Here is an 18,597-nt window from a genome sequence, read left to right on the forward strand (position 1 = left end):
TTTGCTTTGCCGAGATATTTTTGGCGAAAACCGCTTACACTTTCGCCATATCGCTCAGTTAACCGACATTGACACCGAAGTTGGTGGCCAGCGGGCCGAGGCCACCCTTAAAGCCCTGTCCGACGGCGCGGAACTTCCATTCGGTGTTGTGGCGGTAGACTTCGCCGAGGATCATTGCCGTCTCGACCGAAGCGTCTTCCGACAGATCATAGCGGACAATCTCCACATTGGTCTTCTGGTTGACCAGACGGATGAAGGCGTTGGCGACCTGGCCGAAGCTCTGGCGGCGGGCTTCACCGTCGTGGATGGTGACGACGATCGAGACCTTGTCGATGTCGGCTGGCACTTTGCTGAGCGTCACCTTGACCTGTTCGTCATCGCCTTCGCCAGCGCCGGTACGGTTGTCGCCCAGGTGTTCGACGCCCGGCACGGCCTTGTTGTTATAGAAGACGAAATCGTTGTCGGCGCGGACCTTGCCGTCGGCCTTCAGCAGGAAGGCGGAGGCGTCCAGGTCAAAGTCGGTGCCATCGGTGGCGCGGACGTCCCAGCCCAGGCCGACGATGATTTCATCGAGCGAAGGATCTTCCTTGCTCAGGCTGACATTGCCACCTTTGGAAAGCGAAATTGCCATATCGAATATTCCTTTTCATCTTGGCGGAGGTCGTATCGGGATGGTGCACCCTCCGCCATGGGAGCCCATTGTTTACGCAAATATCAGTCTTTCCGGACGTCTTCGGCCACCGGACGGGTATGCTGGTGGGTAATGACTTCGCCCGTCGGCAGGATGGCCTGGGCGTCGCCGTCCTCGGCATATTCCTCCGGAAAGCGCTTCTTGTGCTCGATCGACACCCATAGCGAGACACCGATGATGATCGCGCCGATCAGGCCGGTAACGGCTTCCGGAATGTGTAGCTCGATGCTGAGCAGCATGATCGTCGCCAGTGCGATGATGGCGTAGAAGGCGCCCGCCTCGAGGAAGCGGAACTCGGCCAGGTGGCCGCCGCGCACAAGCGCGATGGTCATCGAGCGCACGAACATGGCGCCGATACCAAGACCCAGGGCGATCAGGATGATGTCGTTGGTGATGGCGAATGCCCCGATAACGCCATCGAACGAGAAGGAGGCGTCGAGGAATTCGAGGTAGATAAAGGCGCCGGCGCCGGTGCGCACCACAGTGCCCGTGGCATCCTTTTCACCGCCGATCCAGTCACCGAACGCCTGGACCGCCCAGAAGGTCGCAACGCCTGACAGACCGGCGATCAGGAAGGTCTTTTGTTCTTCGCCCTGCAGCAGGAAGGACAGGCCGCCGATCAGAAGCGCCGTGACGATATAGGCCGCGAACGGGATTTTCGACAGCGCCGCCAGCGGGCGTTCGATGAAGCCCAGCCAGTGATGTTCGCGGTCGTCATCGAAGAAGAAGTTGAGCCCGACCAGCATCAGGAACGCGCCGCCGAAGCCCGAAATGCCGATATGGGCTGAGGTGACGATGGCCTCGTAACGCGCATGGTCCATGATGGCTATGCGCGTGGCTTCCCACGGCGTCACCATGGCCGAGATCGACACGATCAGGATTGGGAAGATGATCCGCATGCCAAAGACGGCGATGATAATGCCCCAGGTCAGGAAGCGGCGTTGCCATACCGGGTCCATGTCCTTGAGGATCGAGGCGTTGACCACTGCGTTGTCGAGGCTGAGCGAGGTTTCCATGACGCCCAGGACGCAGGCCAGGAACACCAGTTGCATGGCCACGCTGACGCCGCCCTGGGAATAGCCCAGCAGGCCCGCCAGGATCAGCGAAACGACGCTGAAGACGATCGATCCATAAAAGTTTTTCATACGTGTTTAGTTCTTTCGCCCTTAGTTCTTTCGGCCGGCAACCCACTGCAGGATGATGCCGATGTCGTCGGCAAAACCCTTCTGGTCGCGATAATACTGGATATGGCGATCCACCTGGATATTGCCATTCACATTGTTGATGACGGCGATGCCGCACAGCCGCGTATTGTTGCGGCCTTCTTCGAGACGGACCTCGATTTCCGGCTGGCCCGGCATGGTGATGCGGACGACGCCGTCGGTCTGCTGCCAGTTCGGCACGCCGTCATAGATCAGCGCGAAGACGCCGATGCGGCGGATCTTGTCGAAGTGGCGGCCGTTGACGCGAATGGTTTCACCGGTCGAAACCGCGCCCGTCCGGTCATCGCCTGACAGCTGGATAAAGGGCTCGTGGTCAAACGATCCGAAATTGCCGCCCAGCGCCTGGATGCAGCCCTTGTAGCCGTCTTCCAGTTCGAACAGGACGCCAAGGTCGAGGTCGATATTCTTGCCACCGCCGCCAAAAAGCCCGGCCTTCTGTTCCTGGCGGCTCCAGTTGAGATTGAGTACGATCTCGCCGAAACCGGCCGCCCCTTTTTGCAGGCTGACGCGCGGGCTGCTCTTCTCCAGCGTCACCTTTTTCAGGCTGATCGGCGCGGACGCTGGCGGTGCCGGAGGCGGCGGAGGTGCTGGAGCCGCCGCCGGCGCCGCTTCGACTTCGCCGCCGAAATGTCCGATCAGGCTGGCCAGCCCGCCGGCGAACCCGGCGGCAATCGTGCCGATGCGCCAGCCCGAGCTGTGGCGATAGACCTCAGCCAGCATGACGGCCTTTTCGTTGCTCAGGGATTTGGCGACGTCGAAAGTCGCCAGGTTGTCGCCGAGCGTGACCAGCAGAGGCTTTGAATCGCCGATCGGGCGGCTGTCGTGGGTCGCCGTAAACACAATCCGGTCGATGCTGTCAGGCAGCCTGTCGAGCTCCAGCTCAAACACCGCCGAACCGGCCGAGGGCGAAAGCGTAATCGCGCCTTCGGGCGACCGCGTATTGGAGAACAGCACGACATAGCGGTCGTCGCCGATCTTGCGGTCCTTGTTGAGGCCGAAGGCGGCGATATCCGCGCCATCGAGACCGAAATCGACCTTGACCTTACACCGCGCGCCCAGCCCGAAATCGGCCAGGCTGCGCTTCTCGCCTTGCTGCAATTGCATGCATTATCCTGTGGTCTGAGGGAGGGGCCTTGAAGCGCCCTCCCCTGGTAATCAGATCAGTTGGGACGCCAGGGTGGTGATGTCCTTCACCGTCCGGGCGGTCGTGCGCTCACCGATCGCCTTGAAGGTCCACTCGCCGCCGTCGCGCTTGACGATGGCCAGAACCACGCCGGTGTGCGGGCCGCTCTCGGAAATGTCATACCGCGCCAATTCCTTGCGGGCGCGGCTGTCGACGACGCGCGAAAAGGCGTTCTTGACCTTGTCGAAGGTTTGGCCACGGAAGCTGTTGACGGTAAAGACCAGGGTCTCGATGTTCGACGGCAGGCGGGTCAGGTCGATGGCGATGGTTTCATCGTCGCCGTCGCCCTCGCCGGTCAGGTTGTCGCCGCTGTGGCGGATCGAGCCGTCGCGGCTCAGCAGTTGCTGGAACCAGACTGTGTCCACGACCTGGCGGTTGCCGTCGAAAGCGATGCACGAGGCGTCGAGATCGATGCTGTTGCCACCGCCGCCGAACAGGCCGCCCAGAATGCCGCCGGACGCCACGTCCCAGCCGACCCCCAGGGTGATATTGGTAAGTCCCTCGCCGCCCGCCTTCTTGAGGCTCACCGACGCGTTTTTTTGCAGAGAAATACTCATACTCATCCTTTCATGGCAGCAAGACAGCTCTTAAGAGTCTGCGAGGCGCATTTCCACCCGGAATCCGGCCAGGGATTTTATGGTTACTTTTCCCTTAACCAATTGATGCCTTTATCGAAACCCGATCAAAATTGAGATGCGGGCACGCCCCCGGCGCGGACTGTAATCATAAAATATGCGGGCGGACAAGCTGAATACAAGCCGGGCTTTGTCGACAAAATACTTTTAATTGCAAAGCTCGGAGGCTTTTTTGCTTTGTCGCGATATCTCGTCAAAAACCGCCACACACTTTTTGACTATAGTTCCGGCTCAACGCACCATGACGTCGACCATCTGAGTCAGGTACTGGCGGATATCATCGACACTTTCGCCGGCGCGCATGCGCACCGAGATGGTATTGTGGCCCGACGAAGCGATCCGTGCCAGCGCCTTGACATCGGCGTCGGCCGGCAACTCCCCCGCCTCCTTCGCCTTTTCGAACCGGCGGATAAAGCCCGCCTCCATGTCCTTGAGCGCGCTTAAGATCATCTCGCCGACCTCCGGGTCGCGCTTCACGTCCGTCAGGGCCGCACCAATCATAAAGCAGCCCATGCCTTGCGCCTGCGGATTGTGATAGATGGCGATCGACGTCTCATAGACCTTCATCAGGCTTTCGCGCAACGGCGCCGGCGTCCGGAACGCCGCAAGGTATAACGGGCGCGCATCGTCGATATAGTCCTTGAGCACAGCGCGGAAGGCTTCGGTCTTGTCGCCGAACGCCGCATAAAGGCTGGGGCGGTTCATGCCGGTCGCCGCGCTCATGTCGTCCAGCGAGGTGGCAGAAAACCCCTTGGTCCAGAACACCTGACGCATGGCCTTCAACGCCGCGTCGCGGTCGTAGGCCTTGGGCCGGCCACGCAGTTTCGGGGCAGCAGACGCTGGCATTGTCACATCACTTTCTTCTTTTTGTACCATATTGCACAAAATTTCTTGACACGCACCCCCGTCCTGCATTTATTTTGTACTCGTTGGTACAAAATACTCGTGCAATCCGAAAAGTGTCCGTATCTCTATCGTACGGTTTTCGGTTGAATTGCACGAGCAACAAAAATGAGGGTGATCCAATGACCATTTCCCGCCTTGCCGCGCTGGCGCTTGCCGCTGCCGTTGCGTTTGCGCCGCTGACAGCCACTGCCCGCACGGAGTCGGCTGAGTTGACGTTACAGCAACCGGCCGCGCAAAACGAATTTATTATCGATGGCGCCCGCTGGAGCTGTGACGGCACGTCGTGCCGCTCGGGCTTCGTTGACGACATGCCGGCGCTCAGAAGCTGCAAGCGCGTGGTGGCGGTGACGGGCGCGGTGACCAGCTTCAACTGGCGCGGCCGCACCCTGGACGAAGCCCAACTGGCCGTGTGCAACACCAAAGCAAAGGCGTAAGGCCTTGACGCCGGCAACGGGAATACTGGCCAGCGTCATCGCGCTGGCCTTCCTGCACCTGATCATGAGCGTTGCGCTCTATGCGACGCGCATTCCGGCCATGATCGCCATGAAGATGAGCGCGAACAAACTGGCCAGGCCCGGCGGCCGCGAAAGCCTGCCGGCCTGGGCGCGCAATGTGGCGGACAATTACAACCATCTGGCCGAGGCGCCGACGGTCTTCTATGCGGTGGCGATTGTCATCGTTGCGCTGGGCCAGGCGGATGTGGTGCACCTGTGGAGCGCCTGGGCCTATGTCGGACTGCGATACGTCCACTCGGTCATCCATGCGACGGTTAATGTCGTCATGCTGCGCTTTGCGATCTTTGTGCTGTCCTGGGTGGCGCTGGGCACGATGATTGTGCGGGCGGGGTTCGGGCTGCTGGGATAGTCGGTCTTTCCTTCTCCCCGCCTGCGGGGAGAAGGTGGTCCGAAGGACCGGATGAGGGGCCACAGTATTTCCACGCGCCACCAACTCAACTTGTCGCTTCGACCACCGCCCCTCCCCCTAACCCTCTCCCCGCAAGCGGGGAGAGGGGACTAAGTCGTAATCTTTCGCCATGATGCGATAGGCATCCAACAAACTATTCGCATCATATCGTCCTGCCGGACTTCGCCGTTTCGGCGGCGCGGCAGGCGCAGGCGTCGAACCCGGCGCTTCGGCCGTATTGATACCTTGCGACAAGAGGTTCGGCCGCGGCCCCTCCCCTGCGGATTTTCCATCCTTATCGAACACCGCTTCCTGATGGCGGGTCGGCTCCCAGATCCAGCTGCCCCAGCCGTGCGGCTGATCATGAACCAGATCGTTCACGTACCTTTTGCGGCTGGAATATTCCGCCACGAAGAAGCCCAACTGTGGATACGATTTGGTGAAGTTGCCGAAGGTCCGCTCCCAATCACCCTCCGCCGCCTGTTGGTAACAGGAAAAGCCCAGCGCATCGAAACGGACATCGCGTTTCAGGAGGTTATCCGTCCACGCCTGGACGATTCCCCAATGGCGCCCAAGGTGGTTATGTAGCGCCGTCTTCGCGCCAGGCAGGACATCGTGGACGCCTGCCAGCCCCGCCTTCAACACGGCGGCGAAGTTGTCATAGCCGCCAATGCCGCTGACCTTCATGTGGTTTCCGTCGGTCACCGGATTGCCCGTCGGAATCGTCAGGGCGACACGCGCGTCCGGCCACAGCGTCCCAAATGTCGTCTCATTGCCGATCAGCACCAGGTCTGGCGCGCATCCGGCCATCTTCATGGCTTTTAGGCTATCGGCCGTGTGTTTGTGAACTGCGTCGACCAGCGCCGGAAAGGCCAGATTCGCCCACGCGGCAGGCTTGTTTTGATGCTCCGGATCTGCCCAGGTGTCGGAGTAGTGAAAAGTGAGGCTGAGGTGAAACCCTGCCGCCTTGATGCGTTTGGCGAACGCAATCGTCTGCTCCAGCCCGCACCACTTCTTCTCGGGCGCGGATTTGGAATAGCCAAGCTCAGGATTGACGAACAGGCGCAGCTTGATGGCGTTGAAGCCGGCATCCTTCAGGATCAGCAGAGGATCTTTCTGTACGCCGCTTTCGAAATAGACGGCACCTATGGCTTCGTCCTGCGGAATCCACGACACATCGGCGCCAATCAGGTAGGGCCACGGCCGAGCGGCGGTGTCCGCAGCCGACGCCGTCCCCGCCACGGCGGCAGTCGCCAGTCCCAATCCGAATGCGCGCCGGTTCAGTTCCATGTTGTTCTCCCTTTTTCAGGTCGAACGGCCAAGCGAACGAAATCCGACGGCGCTTTCGATCAGCCCCGCTCCTTGGTCCTCTGGAACGTCACATCCGGGAAGCGCTCGGCCACATAGTTGATTTCCCATGCCGACTTGCCGAGGAAAACCGGCGCCTCATCGAGATCCGTGCCCATGGCCGAGCGGTACTTGCCGGCGAAGTCCTCGATCTTGGCCGGATCGCCAGCCAGCCAGCGCGCTTCGGAAAAGGGCGACGGCTCGAAGATACATTCCAGGCCATATTCGTTGGCCAGGCGGTCGGCCATGACCTCGAACTGGAGCTGACCTACCGCGCCGACGATAAAGTCGGCACCAATCGCGGGGCGAAACAGCTGGGTCACGCCCTCTTCGGCCAGCGATTCCAGCGCCTTCTTCAGGTGCTTGGCCTTGAGCGGATCCTTGACGCGCACGCGCTGCAGGATTTCCGGCGCGAAGTTCGGCAGGCCCTGGAAACGAACCGTTCCGCTTTCCGACAGGCTGTCACCAACCCGCAGGACGCCGTGGTTCGGAATGCCGATGACGTCGCCGCCAAAGGCTTCCTCGGCCAGTTCGCGGTCCGAGGCGAAGAACATGATCGGCGCATTGACCGACAACTGCTTGCCGGTGTTCTGGACCTTCAGCTTCATGCCGCGTTCGAACTTGCCCGACGTCAGTTTCAGCATGGCGATGCGGTCGCGATGGTTCGGGTCCATATTGGCCTGGACCTTGAAGATAAAGCCGGTAACTTCCTTGTCGGCAGGGTCGACCTGCATGCCGGCGCCGGCCTTTTCCGCCTTGACCTTCTTAGGCGGCGGCGCATAGGCGCCAAGCGCGCTCAACAGTTGATTCACGCCGTAGTGACGCAGGGCCGAGCCGAAGATGACCGGCGTCATATGGCCTTCCAGGAAGGACTCCTTGTCAAAGCCCTTGAAGCCGCCTTCGATCAGCTCGGCGGTCTCGCTCAACTCATCCAGTTCATCCTGGCTAAGCCAGCCTTTTGACACAGCTTCGGCCAGCGGCGCCGGGTCTTCGTGACCCTGGTCGTATTCGGCGCCCGACTCGCGCTTGGTGAAGGGATAGAAGAGGCCGCTCTTCAGCTCAACCATGCCGCGGAAGCGGTTGCCCGAGCCCGCCGGCCAGTAGAGCGGCGACGGATCGAGCTGCAGCTTGGCCGCCACCTCGTCCAGCAGGGCCATCGGGTCTTCGGCTTCGCGATCGAACTTGTTGATGAAAGTCAGGATGGGGATGTCGCGCAGGCGGCAGACTTCGAACAATTTCAGCGTCTGCGGCTCGATGCCCTTGGCGGCGTCGAGCACCATGACGGCGGCGTCGGCGGCGGTCAGGGTGCGATAGGTGTCTTCCGAAAAGTCTTCGTGGCCCGGCGTATCCAGCAGGTTGAACAGCAGGTCGCCATATTCGAACGTCATGACCGAGGACGACACCGAGATGCCGCGTTCGCGTTCGATCTTCATCCAGTCCGAGCGCGTGCGGCGGTTTTCGCCGCGCGCCCGCACCTGTCCGGCGGCGCGGATCGATCCGCCGGCCAGCAACAGGTGCTCGGTCAACGTCGTCTTACCGGCGTCCGGGTGGGAGATGATGGCGAAGGTTCTGCGGCGCGGCGCTTCGGTGGCGGGGGTCTTTGACATGGCGGCGGAGGTAAGCTTTGGCACGCCAAATGTCAAAGGCTAGAACGATATGCACCGGTTTTTGGTCCGGCACACGGGGGTGTGACTTGCGTTAACCGAAGACCGTGGCATCGTAAAACCCAATGCCCGCGAATTTCATTCGTGAAAATCCACCATGCCCATTAACCTTAACCGAACGAGAGATAATCGGTGATGAGCGTGTCCATTATTGAACCGCACGACAGCTATGCGGCGCTCAAACCCGCGCCTCTGGCGTGGTACGGTGCGCCCCTGCGCGGTGCGCTGCCAAGGCCATTGCCCTCCCCGCCGGCAAAAGCCGAGTCGGCGCCGCGCCCCGGGCGGCCAGGCTAAAGCTGGTCGATGTCGCACAGCGCCGCGGCAGTGACGATATCCTCCACGGCCTCGCCTTCGGTGATATTGTGCGCGCAGACAGCCGCCAGGGCATTGTCCGAAAGGGCCTCGGCGACAGGGGTGGCGTCCGGCACCAGTTCCCGCCGCAGTTGCGCCCGCGCGTCCTCCAGGGCCAGTTCCCCCTCCCTCAGCCGGTGCACGATGTCCGCTGCCCGCTGGTCGATACCGGTGTGCGCCATGACACCCTCCGATGATTTGTGGAAAAGATTCAGGCTGCCACCGGCGCTTCTCGCCCGGCCGCCGGCAAGGTCGTCCATCCGGACTCGGGTGTCATTATTCTCAGGTCGATCATAAAAGGACGATGCGGTTAACAGGTCACCGCGGGAAAGACGGGGATAAAAGTGCGAACGCCTCGCGTTTACCTTGTGCTTTAGGAGGGCCTTAATGGCGTTGTGAGATAACGCCCTCTTAATTGCGGTACACATCTAAGGTCTTCAGCACGGGCACATGGAACCCTATCGCTTTAAAGTCTTCGTTGATCACGAACGGCGCGTGCTGACGGTCCGCGTGATCGGCCTTATGCCCAGTGCGGAATTTGTCGACCGACTGTTCGAGGCCTATGGCCGCATCGACAAACCGTGGACCTATAACCGGATCATGGATTTCCGCCGTTTCGACGGCCAGATTTCCGAAGACTATATCGAAGAAATGGGCCGCCGCTGGCACGCCATGGTACCTCCGGGCACGCCGCGCTCCAAGCTGGCGGTCGTCAGTTGCAACCCTCTCGACCGGACGCGCACCCCATCCGTATCTCCTGCCGTTCCCAGCCGCGCCATTTGCCACTTTTCCGATTTTCACAGCGCCGTCCGCTGGATCTCCTCCCAGGACCAGGCAGCGCCAAAGGAAGAGAACAATGCCTGGTCGGTGACCGGTACCCGCGCCGATCTGCATCTGTCGGACGACGTCGCCTACGTCATCTAGGTCGACGTTTTCTTTTCGGTTTCCCTGCCTAAGGCAAAAAAAAGCCGCGCTAAACAGCGCGGCTAAAAGTTTACAGGGAGGAAACGCCCAGGAAGGGCAATCAGCGCAAAAGCGCCGAACACCCTCACTATATGGTGCGCCGCAGCAAATTTCAAAGGTTTTCGACTCGTTTCGCTTTCAACTTCCGTTACAATGAAAGACCATATCGTGAGCGCGATTGCGGCAACCTCTTTATTTTGTCCCGTTTCCTAATTCGAAAACCGCTTCACACCTTTCCGGAAATGCTTACGGATTGTACTTCACCAGGAAGTCGGTGACGGCCTGCGCGGCCTGAAGACGACAGGTTTCGGTCTTCAGGCCGTGATCGCAATCCGTCATCTGCAGGTACTGGATCCGCCCCTTGCCGGCGTCGCGCATGAAACGGCTTTGTTGCGGCGGCACGTCCTTGTCGGCTTCGGGATGCAGCACCAGGGTCGGCACCGCCTGCTCCGCCTTCGCGACCGGCGACATGGCCGCCGGGTCACCCGCGCCAAGCTGGCGCTTCAGCCGGTCACCGGAATTGCTCGCCGCCTTGAAGGCGCGCGGCCAGGCCGGGTCGGGCTCCAGGCCACCGAAGTCGTCCGGATTAATGCGCGGCTGGTTCTGCATGAACCATTCCTTGTATGCCGGAACGTCTGCAATGCCGCCAATCGACACGGCGCAGCGGTAAGTGCCGTTGCCCGCCACCGCACCGGCCAGTGCGGCATAGCCGCCATAGCCCTGGCCGACGATACAGGCGCGTTTGGCGTCACCAATGCTTTCGTCCGCGAGGTAGCGGACCCCGTCCGCCATGTCGTCGAGCATCTTGCCGCTCCACTGCCCGTCGCCGGCGGCGGTAAAGGCCGGACCGGCATTGTTCGACCCGCGATAGTTCGGCTGCAGCACGGCGAAACCGCGCGAGGCGATCGACTGGGCCAGCCAGTTGAATTCCAGCCGATCGTGACCGTACGGCCCGTCGTGCGGCAGGACGACCACCGGCAGGTTCTCGTCCTGCGGCTTGGACGGCAAGGTCAGTACGGCCTGGATGTCGAGCCCGTCGCGACTCTTGTAGCTGACCACGGACTGGCGCGCGACCCATTCGGGCGGCACGGCGGCGTGGTCGTTGCCAAGATCGATGAAGCTGCCGTCGGTCAGGTTGAGATAGTAGTAGTTGCCGGCCTCGACATCGCCATGCGTCGAGATGATCAGCTTACGCGGATCGTCGGCCATGGCCACGACGCGGACCGCCTGCCCGGGCGCGGCGTCGCGCGCGGCGGCATAGACCTTGGCCAGGCCGGCGTCGAAGAAGGTATAGGCCGGGCTCTCCTGCTGGCTGACGAAGCCCGCCAGCCGACGGGTCTGCGGATGGAAGATCGGCCGGTCGGTCGTGGCGTCGCCTGGATTAAGCGCCTCGGACAGGGCGCCATCCGGCGACAATTCATAATAACGATAGATGCCGGCGGCATCGCGGTCGATGATCAGGATCGACTGACCATCGCGGCCGAGACCCGCCATCTGCGGCGCGAAAGCGTCAAGATTGTGCGCGACCTTGCGCGACAGGACAGGCTTCCATTTCGTCTTGCCCTTCTTCTCCTGGCCATCCCGTACCTGAATCGAGAAGGTCTGGGTGTCGTACTGATAGACGGTACGCGCCAGGATGCCGCCGTCCGGACCGATCAGCCAATCATCAGGAAAGCGGAACTCGCGGTCAAGATCGCCGCCACCGTCGTCGACCATCCGGCCGGCGCCCGTGGCAGGATCGACCCGCCAAAGATAGGCGCGTTGCGTCGGCTGGTCCTTCATCGACTGGCCGCGCAGCTCCAGAAATCCGCCGACCAGTTCCGGCTTGCCATTCGCGGTCACCGTCACGGGGATGTTCAGGGCCGCGTGATGATATTCGCTCAGGCCGAAGCCGATCTGGGTGGCTGTTTCCGTCTTGAGGTCGACGACGATAATGGCGCTGGTCGCGGTCACGCCGTAGTTCACGCAGCTCGGCGACTTGAGGCGGCTGAGCGCCGAAAAGGCCAGGGCTGCTTCGACCGCGGCCACGCCCGAGCCCGGCCCCGCATTCGGACTCTTGAAATCGACATTGGGGCGCTGGACCATCGAGTTGAAGCCGTTCTGCGCCTGCTGATTGGTGCCATTGGCGCAAGTGCTGCGCAGGCCCGTGTGGGTGTGCGCGATCATCAGATGGTCGTTGTCGACAAAGCGGATGGACGACAGCGGTTCATCTTTGAGTTTGATCGCGCGCTTGTTGCCGGTGGCGACATCATAAAGCGCCAACAGATGGCTGCCGTCGACGTGGGTGGTGAAGGCGACCTGGCTACCATCGGCCGACAGGGCGACGCGCTCCATCCGCGCCGCCTTCACGAACATGTCGAGCGCCGGCAGCGGCGCGTCCGGCGCCGGCCTGACGCGTTTCGCGCCCTTGATGACGACCGGCCCGTCGTTCTGGGCATGCGCCATGACGGGCACCGCCATCAAGGCGAAGGCTACCGTCAGCAAACCACGAATGTGTCTCATGATCTTCCCCCAACTTATGCGTTTTGTTTTAATCAATGAAACATAGCCGGGAGGACTTGGCAATCCGGCCGTGGAGGGCCAGCACCGGCTGAAGTCCGAACGCGACGCGTCCGCCAGCGTCGGCGAAACTTTTCAGCAGGGCCTCAGACCGGCCTCATGCCATTCACCGTGCGCGTCCCTAAGCTTCCGTCACACGACAGGAGGCAAAGGATGACGAACAGCAAGGACAGGGCCTTCAAGGTCAGGCTCCAGGCCGCGACGCTCGAAAAGGTCATCGATTTTCGCCAGGCCCACGGCCTGCCGGCCGGCGAGGTTATCGGTCTGTGGGCGCGCCTTCTGACCCTGGCCGAAGCCCTCGAACAGGCCGAAGGCGGACGGGTAACTGAAGCTTAAGCCGCGTCTGTTACATTGGAGACTTACGAGGCTCTGCGCCTCTTGTTTCAGAGTTCAGGCACATGGCCACTGCTCCGCAGACGTCCCAGGCACGCGACACTGTTGCGCCCTGGCAGCCCGCTACCGCCGCCAATGGCGACGACAATGCCGCGCGCCGTGCCTTCCTGCGCATGGTCAGCCACGAACTGCGCACGCCGCTGAATTCGATCATCGGTTTTTCGGAAATCCTGCATCAGCAGCTTTACGGCCCGCTGGGGTCGCCGAACTATGTCGAATATGCCGGCATTATCCAGGACAGCGGCAAGAAGCTGCTGGCCCTGTTCAACAGCTTCATCGAAATCGTCCGCCTTGAAGGCGGCGGCGACCTCAAGCCGCAGCCAAACGCCGTGCTGGCCGCCTTCGAAGACGCGGTCGCCAAGGTGCGCGGCGTCGCATCGGCGCGCGGCGTCCATCTCGATATCCGCCTGCTGGATGAAAACCTCGAGGCCTGGTTCGATCCGCGCGGTCTCGCCTCGTGCCTGGATCAGCTGCTGCATAACGCCATGGACTTCACGGCGCCCGGCGACAGCATCGAGCTGGATGCGGCGATCCGGGGTGGCATGGTCGAGCTCTCCGTCTTCAATCGCGGCGACGCGCCGCCGGCGGCCGACATCGACCGCCTGATGGCGCCGTTCGAACAGGGCAGCTCCAGCGCCGCCCGCACCCGCCAGGGCGCGGGTCTTGGCTGGGCCATCGTCCGGCTGAACGCTCAGGCCATGGGCGGCACATTCGAAGTGGAAAGCTTCGAGGGTCAGTCGCTCAGGGCCATTCTTCGCTTGAAGGCCGCGTAAGGATACGCATATACGGGGCGCCCTCCGTCCCGCTTTTGAGTGTACGCCTTCATGTCTGAATTCCAGACCCGCCTTGACGCCCTCCTCGAAGAGTTCGAGCTGTTCGACGACTGGGAAGAGCGCTACCGCTACATTATCGATCTCGGCAAGGATATGCCGCCGCTGGACGCATCCGAAAAAACGGAAGAAACCCGCGTGCTCGGCTGCGCTTCGCAAGTCTGGCTGGTCATGGACCCGGCGCCGGAAGGAATCCTGCGTTTTCGTGGTGAATCCGACGCCTTTATCGTCAAGGGGCTGATCGCCGTCCTGGTCCGGCTGCTCGACGGCCTTCCCATTACGGAAATTCAGGAATTCTCGATCCGTGACACGCTTCACAGACTTGGTCTCGACGAGGCCCTGTCGTCACAGCGGACCAATGGCCTCATTTCCATGGTCGAGCGGTTGAAACAGGCCAGCCGCGCCTGATGGAGTTTTTATGGCATGCCGGCGACCGTATAGTGAACCAAAACGCCGGTTTCGTTCGCGATAAATAAGCATGCAGTCAGGAAGACGGCACACGACGGGAAGACGCGATAATAATCGGTCGGCAACCGGTTAATCCTGCCGCAATGTCGCCCCAATCCTTAAGCGTCAACCTTAACGGCAAAGCCACCTGTATCGGCGTCTCCCGGACTGACGCCTTACTGCCGACGATTTAATCTCATCTTCAGCAACCGGCAGACCTTTGAGGGAATAGCCCAGGCCGGATCAAACACGCACGAAGATGAGTACCGACATGTCCTACGCCAGCCACGCGGATTTCGGGGGAAGAGAATATCACAGCAAGTACGAAGCCGAGGCCTATCGCCCGTTCGAACGCCGGCGCAAGCCCGGCCCATTGTTCACCAGCCTGATCGCCGCCGTCACCCTGTCGGTCGCCAGCGGCGCCATCATTGTCAATCGGCTCGGCAGCCTGCCGATTGTCGATCCGGGCGACGCGGTTGGCCCGATTACGGAATATACTGGCCTGCAATGGCAGGAAAACGCCGCCCGTAAAAGCGGCGTGACCCATGGTCGCCTGGCTGTGCTGACGCCGCCGGTCTACGCCAATCAGCCTGTCTTCACGGTCCGGAACACGTCCACGGCCGTCGAAAAGGTCGAAGCCGAAATTACCGGCGCGGAGGCCGCCGAACTGGCTGCCCATCTCGACACCTATCCTTCGGCCCAATCGGCGCAGACCGCCGCCATCGCCGAAGCCATTGCAGTCGACGTCGCCGCCGCCGAAGCCATGGTCCACGCCGAAGAACAGTCGGCTCCGGAGCCGCGCTATGTCCTTGAAGACGAAGGCACACTGCCTGGCCGGATCATCGAGGACGACGGCAATGTGGTCATCGTGCGACAGGATGATACCGTCAGCATGTAAAGGATGGGATACGAGCAATTGCGAAAGGCGGCCATCAAGGCCGCCTCAGGCTACTGACAAACCCCCTATCTTTTTTGAGAAGGGCCAATTGCCACAATTTGATTCCGATATGTTCACCGCTTGATTCCGAGACGTTCCGTGAATCAGGTGGCAATATACCGCATGAAAATTGTCCACAGACTTTGTCAGCAGCCTGAGGCGGCCATCAAGGCCGCCTTTCTTGTGCGCTGAAACCCATAAATACTGCCCTTAGAGCGATCTGGCGAGAAGTGCCAAGATGCGTTTTTTGGGGTTTTCGCCTTAAATATCGCGACAAAACCAAAACTTAGATCGGTATGATGTTTCCACTTAAAATCATACCGATCGCCAAGACATTGACGCCATTCTTAGGTCGGCAATGCATCTCCGGCACCGCCATTTTGCACGGCTTGCGCTAGGGTTTTCCCGTCACCCGTTGACGCGTCCTTTGAGGAGAAAGCCAATGGCCACGCAATACGAGACCCCAAGCCAGAGCGGCAACAATACCGGCATCATCATCCTGGCGATCCTGATCATCGCCGCCATCGCCGTCGCGGCCGCCATCTACCTATCGTCCGGCACCAGCACCAATACCTCCAACACCACGGTCGAACGCTTCAGCTCGACGGTCGAAAGAGTCCCGGCCCAGGTCGGCGAGGCCACCCGCGACGCCGCGGACACGGTCACAACCAATCCGCAACCGGCGCCGGCGCCCACCGAAAACCAGCCCGTGGTTTCGGAACCCACCCCGGCTCCGGCTCAGTAATCGTTTTAACTTGAATATAGAAAGGCGCGGATTGCGGTCCGCGCCTTTTTCGTTACTTTCAAGTCAAGGAGATCAGGCGCTCTTGATCCCGGTCTGCGCGATGTCGAGCTTACCAATCAACGCATCGTGGCCGAGGATCATGTCAACCGTGACCCCATCGCTGGCCAAGGGCAGGCGCAGCCAGAACAGGCTCAGGCCCTTGGCGCCCCGCCAGGCCATCGAATGCAGGCCGACATTGGGTTTCTTCTGGTCGACGACAAAGGTCAGATGTTCGGCCCAGTATTGCGCTTCGGATGCTGTATAGATTTTGTTGATCGTCTTACCGGTGATTTCCTGGCCATAGGCGTCGAACAGTTCCGTACCGGCCAGACGCTGGCGAAAACACGAGGCTTCGCTGTCAGGATTGGGATCGAGGACATCGATCAGCGAGATGGTCGAAAGGCGGCGTTTCAGGGCGCCTGGGTCGATATCCGCCCGCGACGGCAGCCGGCCACGGCGACGCAAACCTTTCCAGTACCGAAAGATCTCCTCATGGGAGCGCAAGGCTGCCAACATTTCGGACGCTAAACCAGACATGAGGAAAGTGTACTACGGCCCTGAGTAAACAAAACAGATGTTTTTGTAGTTTCCAGCGAATCACCTGTTTTTCACCTTCCCTTAACAGGCGATTCCTTGGCAAGCAAAAAAGAGTTAACGCCAGCTTGCCATCATAAAAAAGCCACAGAAAAAAGGCTCGCACCGCAAGATGAGAGCCTTTGTTCTATTTTTGTTTTGCTTTGACCGGATAAGGCCCAGATCAGGCCTTGGCGCGGCTCTTGCGGGTAACGGTGCGGCCACCCTGGCCCAGGCCCATCTGCTTGGCCAGGTCCGAACGCGCCTTGGCGTAGTTCGGGGCAACCATCGGATAGTCCTTCGGCAGGTTCCACTTGGCGCGATAGTCTTCCGGGCTCATGCCGTACTTGGTGCGCAGGTGGCGCTTCAGAGACTTGAACTTGCGGCCATCTTCCAGGCAGACAATATAGTCGTTGGAAATGGACTTCTTAACCGAGACAGCCGGTTCCTTCGGCGCTTCGACCTTGGTTTCTTCACCGGTCGAAATCGAATTCAGCGCCTGATAGACGCTTTGGATCAGCGACGGCAGTTCAGCAGCCGGTAGCGAGTTGTTGCCAACGAAAGCCGAAACGATGTCTGCTGTCATATCCAGCGCATCAGTCTTGTTTTCCATTATACTTGTCCCTTGTAAAACCTGCGCTTTAGCTAATGCAAGCTCGCGAATTATTCAAGCATGAATATTAAAAAAAACGAACGGACCCATATTGGGACATATTTTACTTGAAAAGCGGGTAAAGAGATGTTGCGCCAATGCATCTTACAAGAGAATCATGGACTCTGCTTGTACAGACGCCGGCAAGACTGCATACCAGCAGCAATTTAGTGATTCTGGCAAATCAATGGCAAAGGAGATGGTGCGATCGCCCTGTGATTTCAGCAAAGCGGCCCGCAACGCTGAAGCGAAGAATACCTGTTAGAATACTGTATTCGTCAGGACTTCAGGTCTTGGGCGAAGGCCAGCATGGCGGCGCGTTGCGGTACGGACAGACCGTCGAGATCCATATCTTCACCCCGGGCCAGCGATTTCAGCATGACATGGGTCAGGGCCGAGGACAGCGACCAGTTCCAGTAGCGCAATACAGTCTGTGCCCGGTCGACGGCCAGCATGTCGTAGACGATCAGGACTTCGGCCAGTTGCGGATGGATATGCCCTTCGGCGGTCCGCAAGGGGCGGCGCAGCGCCTTCCACAGAGCTTTCAACGCCTTGCGTGACAGGCCGGTCGCCTTGCACAGCACCGCCAGGCCTTCGCCGCCGGCGTCGCGGAGTATCTTGGCGCCGGTCGACGGCTTGATGCCCGACATATAGGCGATTTCCTCGGCCATCTTGCGCGTCATGCCGCTCTTAGCGGCGTCGGCGATGGCGGCCTCGAGGGACTCGTACGGCGACTTCTTCAGCGCCTCGCGGTTGCGCTGGCGGCGCTCGATGAATTGAAGCGCCTTGCGCGACATGGCGTCCTGCCACTTTTCCTTGGCCGCCATGGCGAAGACGTCCGACGCCATGTCCTGCATGATTTCACGGTTGACGCCGAAGCGGCTGAGGATGACCTTGCGCACCTCCGCCGGGCTCCACCAGAACAGCACATAGGCCGACGACGGCCGCAGTTCGGGACGGCGCATAAGCAGCGGAATAAGCGAGGGCTCGTTCTGGCTCATGGCGACGATGGTCTCGAGCGCTTGCTGCGACAAGGTCGCCTTGCCGTTCTTCAGCAGGGTCTCGATTACCGGAATCTCTTCGCCCTCGACCAGGACCTCGGACAAGAGGCTTGACAGGCCCTTGCGCGCGGCCAGCATCTGGCGGTGGGCGAACTTGCCGTGACGGGCGCAATAGTTCAGGTCGGCGTCGCTGAGCGCTTCGCCGTCCTCGATCAGGGGACGGGCGACGTCGGCCTCGTCGACCAGCAGCAGGCGGACCAGGGAGTTCGGCAGTTCGGCCAGAATGCTCAGGCGTTTGGCGACGCGGGCGCGTTCGGCCACGTCGGACTCGCGCAGCATTTCGACCAGCAGGTCGGCGGTGACGGCGCGCTCAAACGCGTTGATGCGGCTTTCGGGCAGGCACACGACGTCCGCCAGCCGGCGCATCAGCACCTGGCGCGAGGGCGCCGACGGCGGGATCACGGCCAGGTCGTCGAACAGGTCGACGCCAGCGCCTTCGCCGGCGGGCACGGAATCGATCGATTCTTCGGGGAGCGAACTGGCATTGAGCATGGC

General features: G+C 60.8%; 21 protein-coding genes. 9 read left to right on the forward strand and 12 right to left on the reverse strand.

Translation table 11 applies throughout. From position 1 onward, the window contains the following. Positions 1-58: 58 nt before the first annotated feature. From J2X24_RS01795 to J2X24_RS01815, 5 genes are all read right to left on the reverse strand, one after another. Positions 59-631, reverse strand: a complete 573-nt coding sequence (locus J2X24_RS01795; protein WP_209715699.1) for a TerD family protein — start codon at positions 629-631, stop codon at positions 59-61. A gap of 83 nt (positions 632-714) precedes the next feature. Next, a complete protein-coding gene (locus J2X24_RS01800) occupies positions 715-1,836 on the reverse strand; it encodes a DUF475 domain-containing protein (RefSeq protein WP_209715701.1) in 1,122 nt (373 codons plus the stop codon). Between the two features lie 21 nt (positions 1,837-1,857). After that, positions 1,858-3,018 carry a TerD family protein gene (locus J2X24_RS01805; RefSeq protein ID WP_209715703.1) on the reverse strand — a complete coding sequence of 387 codons (1,161 nt, stop codon included), beginning with the start codon at positions 3,016-3,018 and terminating at the stop codon, positions 1,858-1,860. 51 nt (positions 3,019-3,069) lie between these two features. After that, positions 3,070-3,654: a TerD family protein gene (locus J2X24_RS01810; protein WP_209715705.1), complete on the reverse strand. Its 585-nt coding sequence runs from the start codon at positions 3,652-3,654 to the stop codon at positions 3,070-3,072. Positions 3,655-3,963: 309 nt separating this feature from the next. After that, a complete protein-coding gene (locus tag J2X24_RS01815; protein ID WP_209715707.1) occupies positions 3,964-4,578 on the reverse strand; it encodes a TetR/AcrR family transcriptional regulator in 615 nt (204 codons plus the stop codon). Positions 4,579-4,757: 179 nt separating this feature from the next. Here J2X24_RS01815 and J2X24_RS01820 point away from each other — a divergent pair, with 179 nt between their 5' ends. Together J2X24_RS01820 and J2X24_RS01825 are read left to right on the forward strand one after the other, a co-directional pair. Then, entirely contained in the window at positions 4,758-5,072 is a 315-nt protein-coding gene (locus J2X24_RS01820) for a DUF8200 family protein (RefSeq protein WP_209715709.1), read from the forward strand. Positions 5,073-5,076: 4 nt separating this feature from the next. Further along, positions 5,077-5,502 carry an MAPEG family protein gene (locus tag J2X24_RS01825; RefSeq protein WP_209715714.1) on the forward strand — a complete coding sequence of 142 codons (426 nt, stop codon included), beginning with the start codon at positions 5,077-5,079 and terminating at the stop codon, positions 5,500-5,502. Between the two features lie 117 nt (positions 5,503-5,619). Here the strand turns inward: J2X24_RS01825 and J2X24_RS01830 are convergent, their stop codons facing one another. After that, the gene (locus J2X24_RS01830) at positions 5,620-6,831 is read right to left on the reverse strand and encodes a glycosyl hydrolase 53 family protein (RefSeq protein ID WP_209715716.1); all 1,212 of its coding nucleotides are present in this window, start codon (positions 6,829-6,831) and stop codon (positions 5,620-5,622) included. Positions 6,832-6,890: 59 nt separating this feature from the next. Further along, positions 6,891-8,495 (reverse strand): peptide chain release factor 3, encoded by a 1,605-nt coding sequence (locus tag J2X24_RS01835; RefSeq protein WP_209716443.1) that lies wholly within the window; start codon positions 8,493-8,495, stop codon positions 6,891-6,893. 192 nt (positions 8,496-8,687) lie between these two features. Between J2X24_RS01835 and J2X24_RS01840 the strand changes: the two genes are divergently transcribed. Further along, on the forward strand, positions 8,688-8,846 hold the full coding sequence (locus J2X24_RS01840) for a hypothetical protein (protein ID WP_209715719.1): 159 nt from the start codon (positions 8,688-8,690) through the stop codon (positions 8,844-8,846). Here the strand turns inward: J2X24_RS01840 and J2X24_RS01845 are convergent. Further along, complete coding sequence (locus J2X24_RS01845) at positions 8,843-9,163, reverse strand: hypothetical protein (RefSeq protein WP_209715722.1); 321 nt, start codon at positions 9,161-9,163, stop codon at positions 8,843-8,845. The genes J2X24_RS01840 and J2X24_RS01845 overlap by 4 nt on opposite strands. Positions 9,164-9,353: 190 nt before the next feature. Between J2X24_RS01845 and J2X24_RS01850 the strand changes: the two genes are divergently transcribed. After that, complete coding sequence (locus J2X24_RS01850) at positions 9,354-9,827, forward strand: hypothetical protein (RefSeq protein WP_209715724.1); 474 nt, start codon at positions 9,354-9,356, stop codon at positions 9,825-9,827. Positions 9,828-10,112: 285 nt separating this feature from the next. On the opposite strand, the gene J2X24_RS01855 is transcribed toward J2X24_RS01850, so the two are convergent. Next, a complete protein-coding gene (locus J2X24_RS01855; protein WP_209715727.1) occupies positions 10,113-12,368 on the reverse strand; it encodes an alpha/beta hydrolase family protein in 2,256 nt (751 codons plus the stop codon). Positions 12,369-12,578: 210 nt separating this feature from the next. Between J2X24_RS01855 and J2X24_RS01860 the strand changes: the two genes are divergently transcribed. The 5 genes from J2X24_RS01860 (at position 12,579) to J2X24_RS01880 (ending at position 15,777) form a co-directional block, all read left to right on the forward strand. Next, positions 12,579-12,761, forward strand: coding sequence for a hypothetical protein (locus J2X24_RS01860; RefSeq protein WP_209715729.1), 183 nt, complete (start codon positions 12,579-12,581; stop codon positions 12,759-12,761). Positions 12,762-12,823: 62 nt separating this feature from the next. Further along, the gene (locus tag J2X24_RS01865) at positions 12,824-13,591 is read left to right on the forward strand and encodes a sensor histidine kinase (RefSeq protein ID WP_209715732.1); all 768 of its coding nucleotides are present in this window, start codon (positions 12,824-12,826) and stop codon (positions 13,589-13,591) included. Positions 13,592-13,642: 51 nt separating this feature from the next. Further along, positions 13,643-14,056 carry a SufE family protein gene (locus J2X24_RS01870; protein WP_209715735.1) on the forward strand — a complete coding sequence of 138 codons (414 nt, stop codon included), beginning with the start codon at positions 13,643-13,645 and terminating at the stop codon, positions 14,054-14,056. 310 nt (positions 14,057-14,366) lie between these two features. Beyond that, positions 14,367-14,993 (forward strand): hypothetical protein, encoded by a 627-nt coding sequence (locus J2X24_RS01875; protein ID WP_209715738.1) that lies wholly within the window; start codon positions 14,367-14,369, stop codon positions 14,991-14,993. Between the two features lie 481 nt (positions 14,994-15,474). Then, entirely contained in the window at positions 15,475-15,777 is a 303-nt protein-coding gene (locus J2X24_RS01880) for a hypothetical protein (RefSeq protein ID WP_209715741.1), read from the forward strand. 72 nt (positions 15,778-15,849) lie between these two features. Here the strand turns inward: J2X24_RS01880 and mopJ are convergent, their stop codons facing one another. The 3 genes from mopJ to J2X24_RS01895 all read right to left on the reverse strand — a co-directional run bounded on the left by mopJ (position 15,850) and on the right by J2X24_RS01895 (position 18,594). After that, positions 15,850-16,353: a motility/cell cycle regulatory protein MopJ gene (gene mopJ, locus J2X24_RS01885; protein WP_209715744.1), complete on the reverse strand. Its 504-nt coding sequence runs from the start codon at positions 16,351-16,353 to the stop codon at positions 15,850-15,852. Between the two features lie 220 nt (positions 16,354-16,573). Beyond that, entirely contained in the window at positions 16,574-17,002 is a 429-nt protein-coding gene (locus tag J2X24_RS01890; protein ID WP_209715747.1) for a Ros/MucR family transcriptional regulator, read from the reverse strand. Between the two features lie 317 nt (positions 17,003-17,319). Continuing rightward, positions 17,320-18,594 (reverse strand): DUF2336 domain-containing protein, encoded by a 1,275-nt coding sequence (locus J2X24_RS01895; protein WP_209716446.1) that lies wholly within the window; start codon positions 18,592-18,594, stop codon positions 17,320-17,322. Positions 18,595-18,597: the final 3 nt, after the last annotated feature.

This window comes from Asticcacaulis solisilvae (genome assembly GCF_017875235.1).
GTDB lineage: Bacteria > Pseudomonadota > Alphaproteobacteria > Caulobacterales > Caulobacteraceae > Asticcacaulis > Asticcacaulis solisilvae_A.

Excerpts from the sequence above, each read along its gene's own strand:
- J2X24_RS01880 (WP_209715741.1), top strand. The coding sequence starts at position 15,475 with ATGGCCACGCAATACGAGACCCCAAGCCAGAGCGGCAACAATACCGGC.
- J2X24_RS01795 (WP_209715699.1), bottom strand. The coding sequence starts at position 631 with ATGGCAATTTCGCTTTCCAAAGGTGGCAATGTCAGCCTGAGCAAGGAA.
- J2X24_RS01895 (WP_209716446.1), bottom strand. The coding sequence starts at position 18,594 with ATGCTCAATGCCAGTTCGCTCCCCGAAGAATCGATCGATTCCGTGCCC.
- J2X24_RS01865 (WP_209715732.1), top strand. The coding sequence starts at position 12,824 with ATGGCCACTGCTCCGCAGACGTCCCAGGCACGCGACACTGTTGCGCCC.
- J2X24_RS01835 (WP_209716443.1), bottom strand. The coding sequence starts at position 8,495 with ATGTCAAAGACCCCCGCCACCGAAGCGCCGCGCCGCAGAACCTTCGCC.
- J2X24_RS01815 (WP_209715707.1), bottom strand. The coding sequence starts at position 4,578 with ATGCCAGCGTCTGCTGCCCCGAAACTGCGTGGCCGGCCCAAGGCCTAC.
- J2X24_RS01800 (WP_209715701.1), bottom strand. The coding sequence starts at position 1,836 with ATGAAAAACTTTTATGGATCGATCGTCTTCAGCGTCGTTTCGCTGATC.
- J2X24_RS01830 (WP_209715716.1), bottom strand. The coding sequence starts at position 6,831 with ATGGAACTGAACCGGCGCGCATTCGGATTGGGACTGGCGACTGCCGCC.
- J2X24_RS01820 (WP_209715709.1), top strand. The coding sequence starts at position 4,758 with ATGACCATTTCCCGCCTTGCCGCGCTGGCGCTTGCCGCTGCCGTTGCG.
- J2X24_RS01845 (WP_209715722.1), bottom strand. The coding sequence starts at position 9,163 with ATGGACGACCTTGCCGGCGGCCGGGCGAGAAGCGCCGGTGGCAGCCTG.
- J2X24_RS01810 (WP_209715705.1), bottom strand. The coding sequence starts at position 3,654 with ATGAGTATTTCTCTGCAAAAAAACGCGTCGGTGAGCCTCAAGAAGGCG.
- J2X24_RS01870 (WP_209715735.1), top strand. The coding sequence starts at position 13,643 with ATGTCTGAATTCCAGACCCGCCTTGACGCCCTCCTCGAAGAGTTCGAG.
- J2X24_RS01890 (WP_209715747.1), bottom strand. The coding sequence starts at position 17,002 with ATGGAAAACAAGACTGATGCGCTGGATATGACAGCAGACATCGTTTCG.
- J2X24_RS01840 (WP_209715719.1), top strand. The coding sequence starts at position 8,688 with ATGAGCGTGTCCATTATTGAACCGCACGACAGCTATGCGGCGCTCAAA.
- J2X24_RS01850 (WP_209715724.1), top strand. The coding sequence starts at position 9,354 with ATGGAACCCTATCGCTTTAAAGTCTTCGTTGATCACGAACGGCGCGTG.
- J2X24_RS01805 (WP_209715703.1), bottom strand. The coding sequence starts at position 3,018 with ATGCAATTGCAGCAAGGCGAGAAGCGCAGCCTGGCCGATTTCGGGCTG.
- J2X24_RS01875 (WP_209715738.1), top strand. The coding sequence starts at position 14,367 with ATGTCCTACGCCAGCCACGCGGATTTCGGGGGAAGAGAATATCACAGC.
- J2X24_RS01855 (WP_209715727.1), bottom strand. The coding sequence starts at position 12,368 with ATGAGACACATTCGTGGTTTGCTGACGGTAGCCTTCGCCTTGATGGCG.
- J2X24_RS01860 (WP_209715729.1), top strand. The coding sequence starts at position 12,579 with ATGACGAACAGCAAGGACAGGGCCTTCAAGGTCAGGCTCCAGGCCGCG.
- mopJ (WP_209715744.1), bottom strand. The coding sequence starts at position 16,353 with ATGTCTGGTTTAGCGTCCGAAATGTTGGCAGCCTTGCGCTCCCATGAG.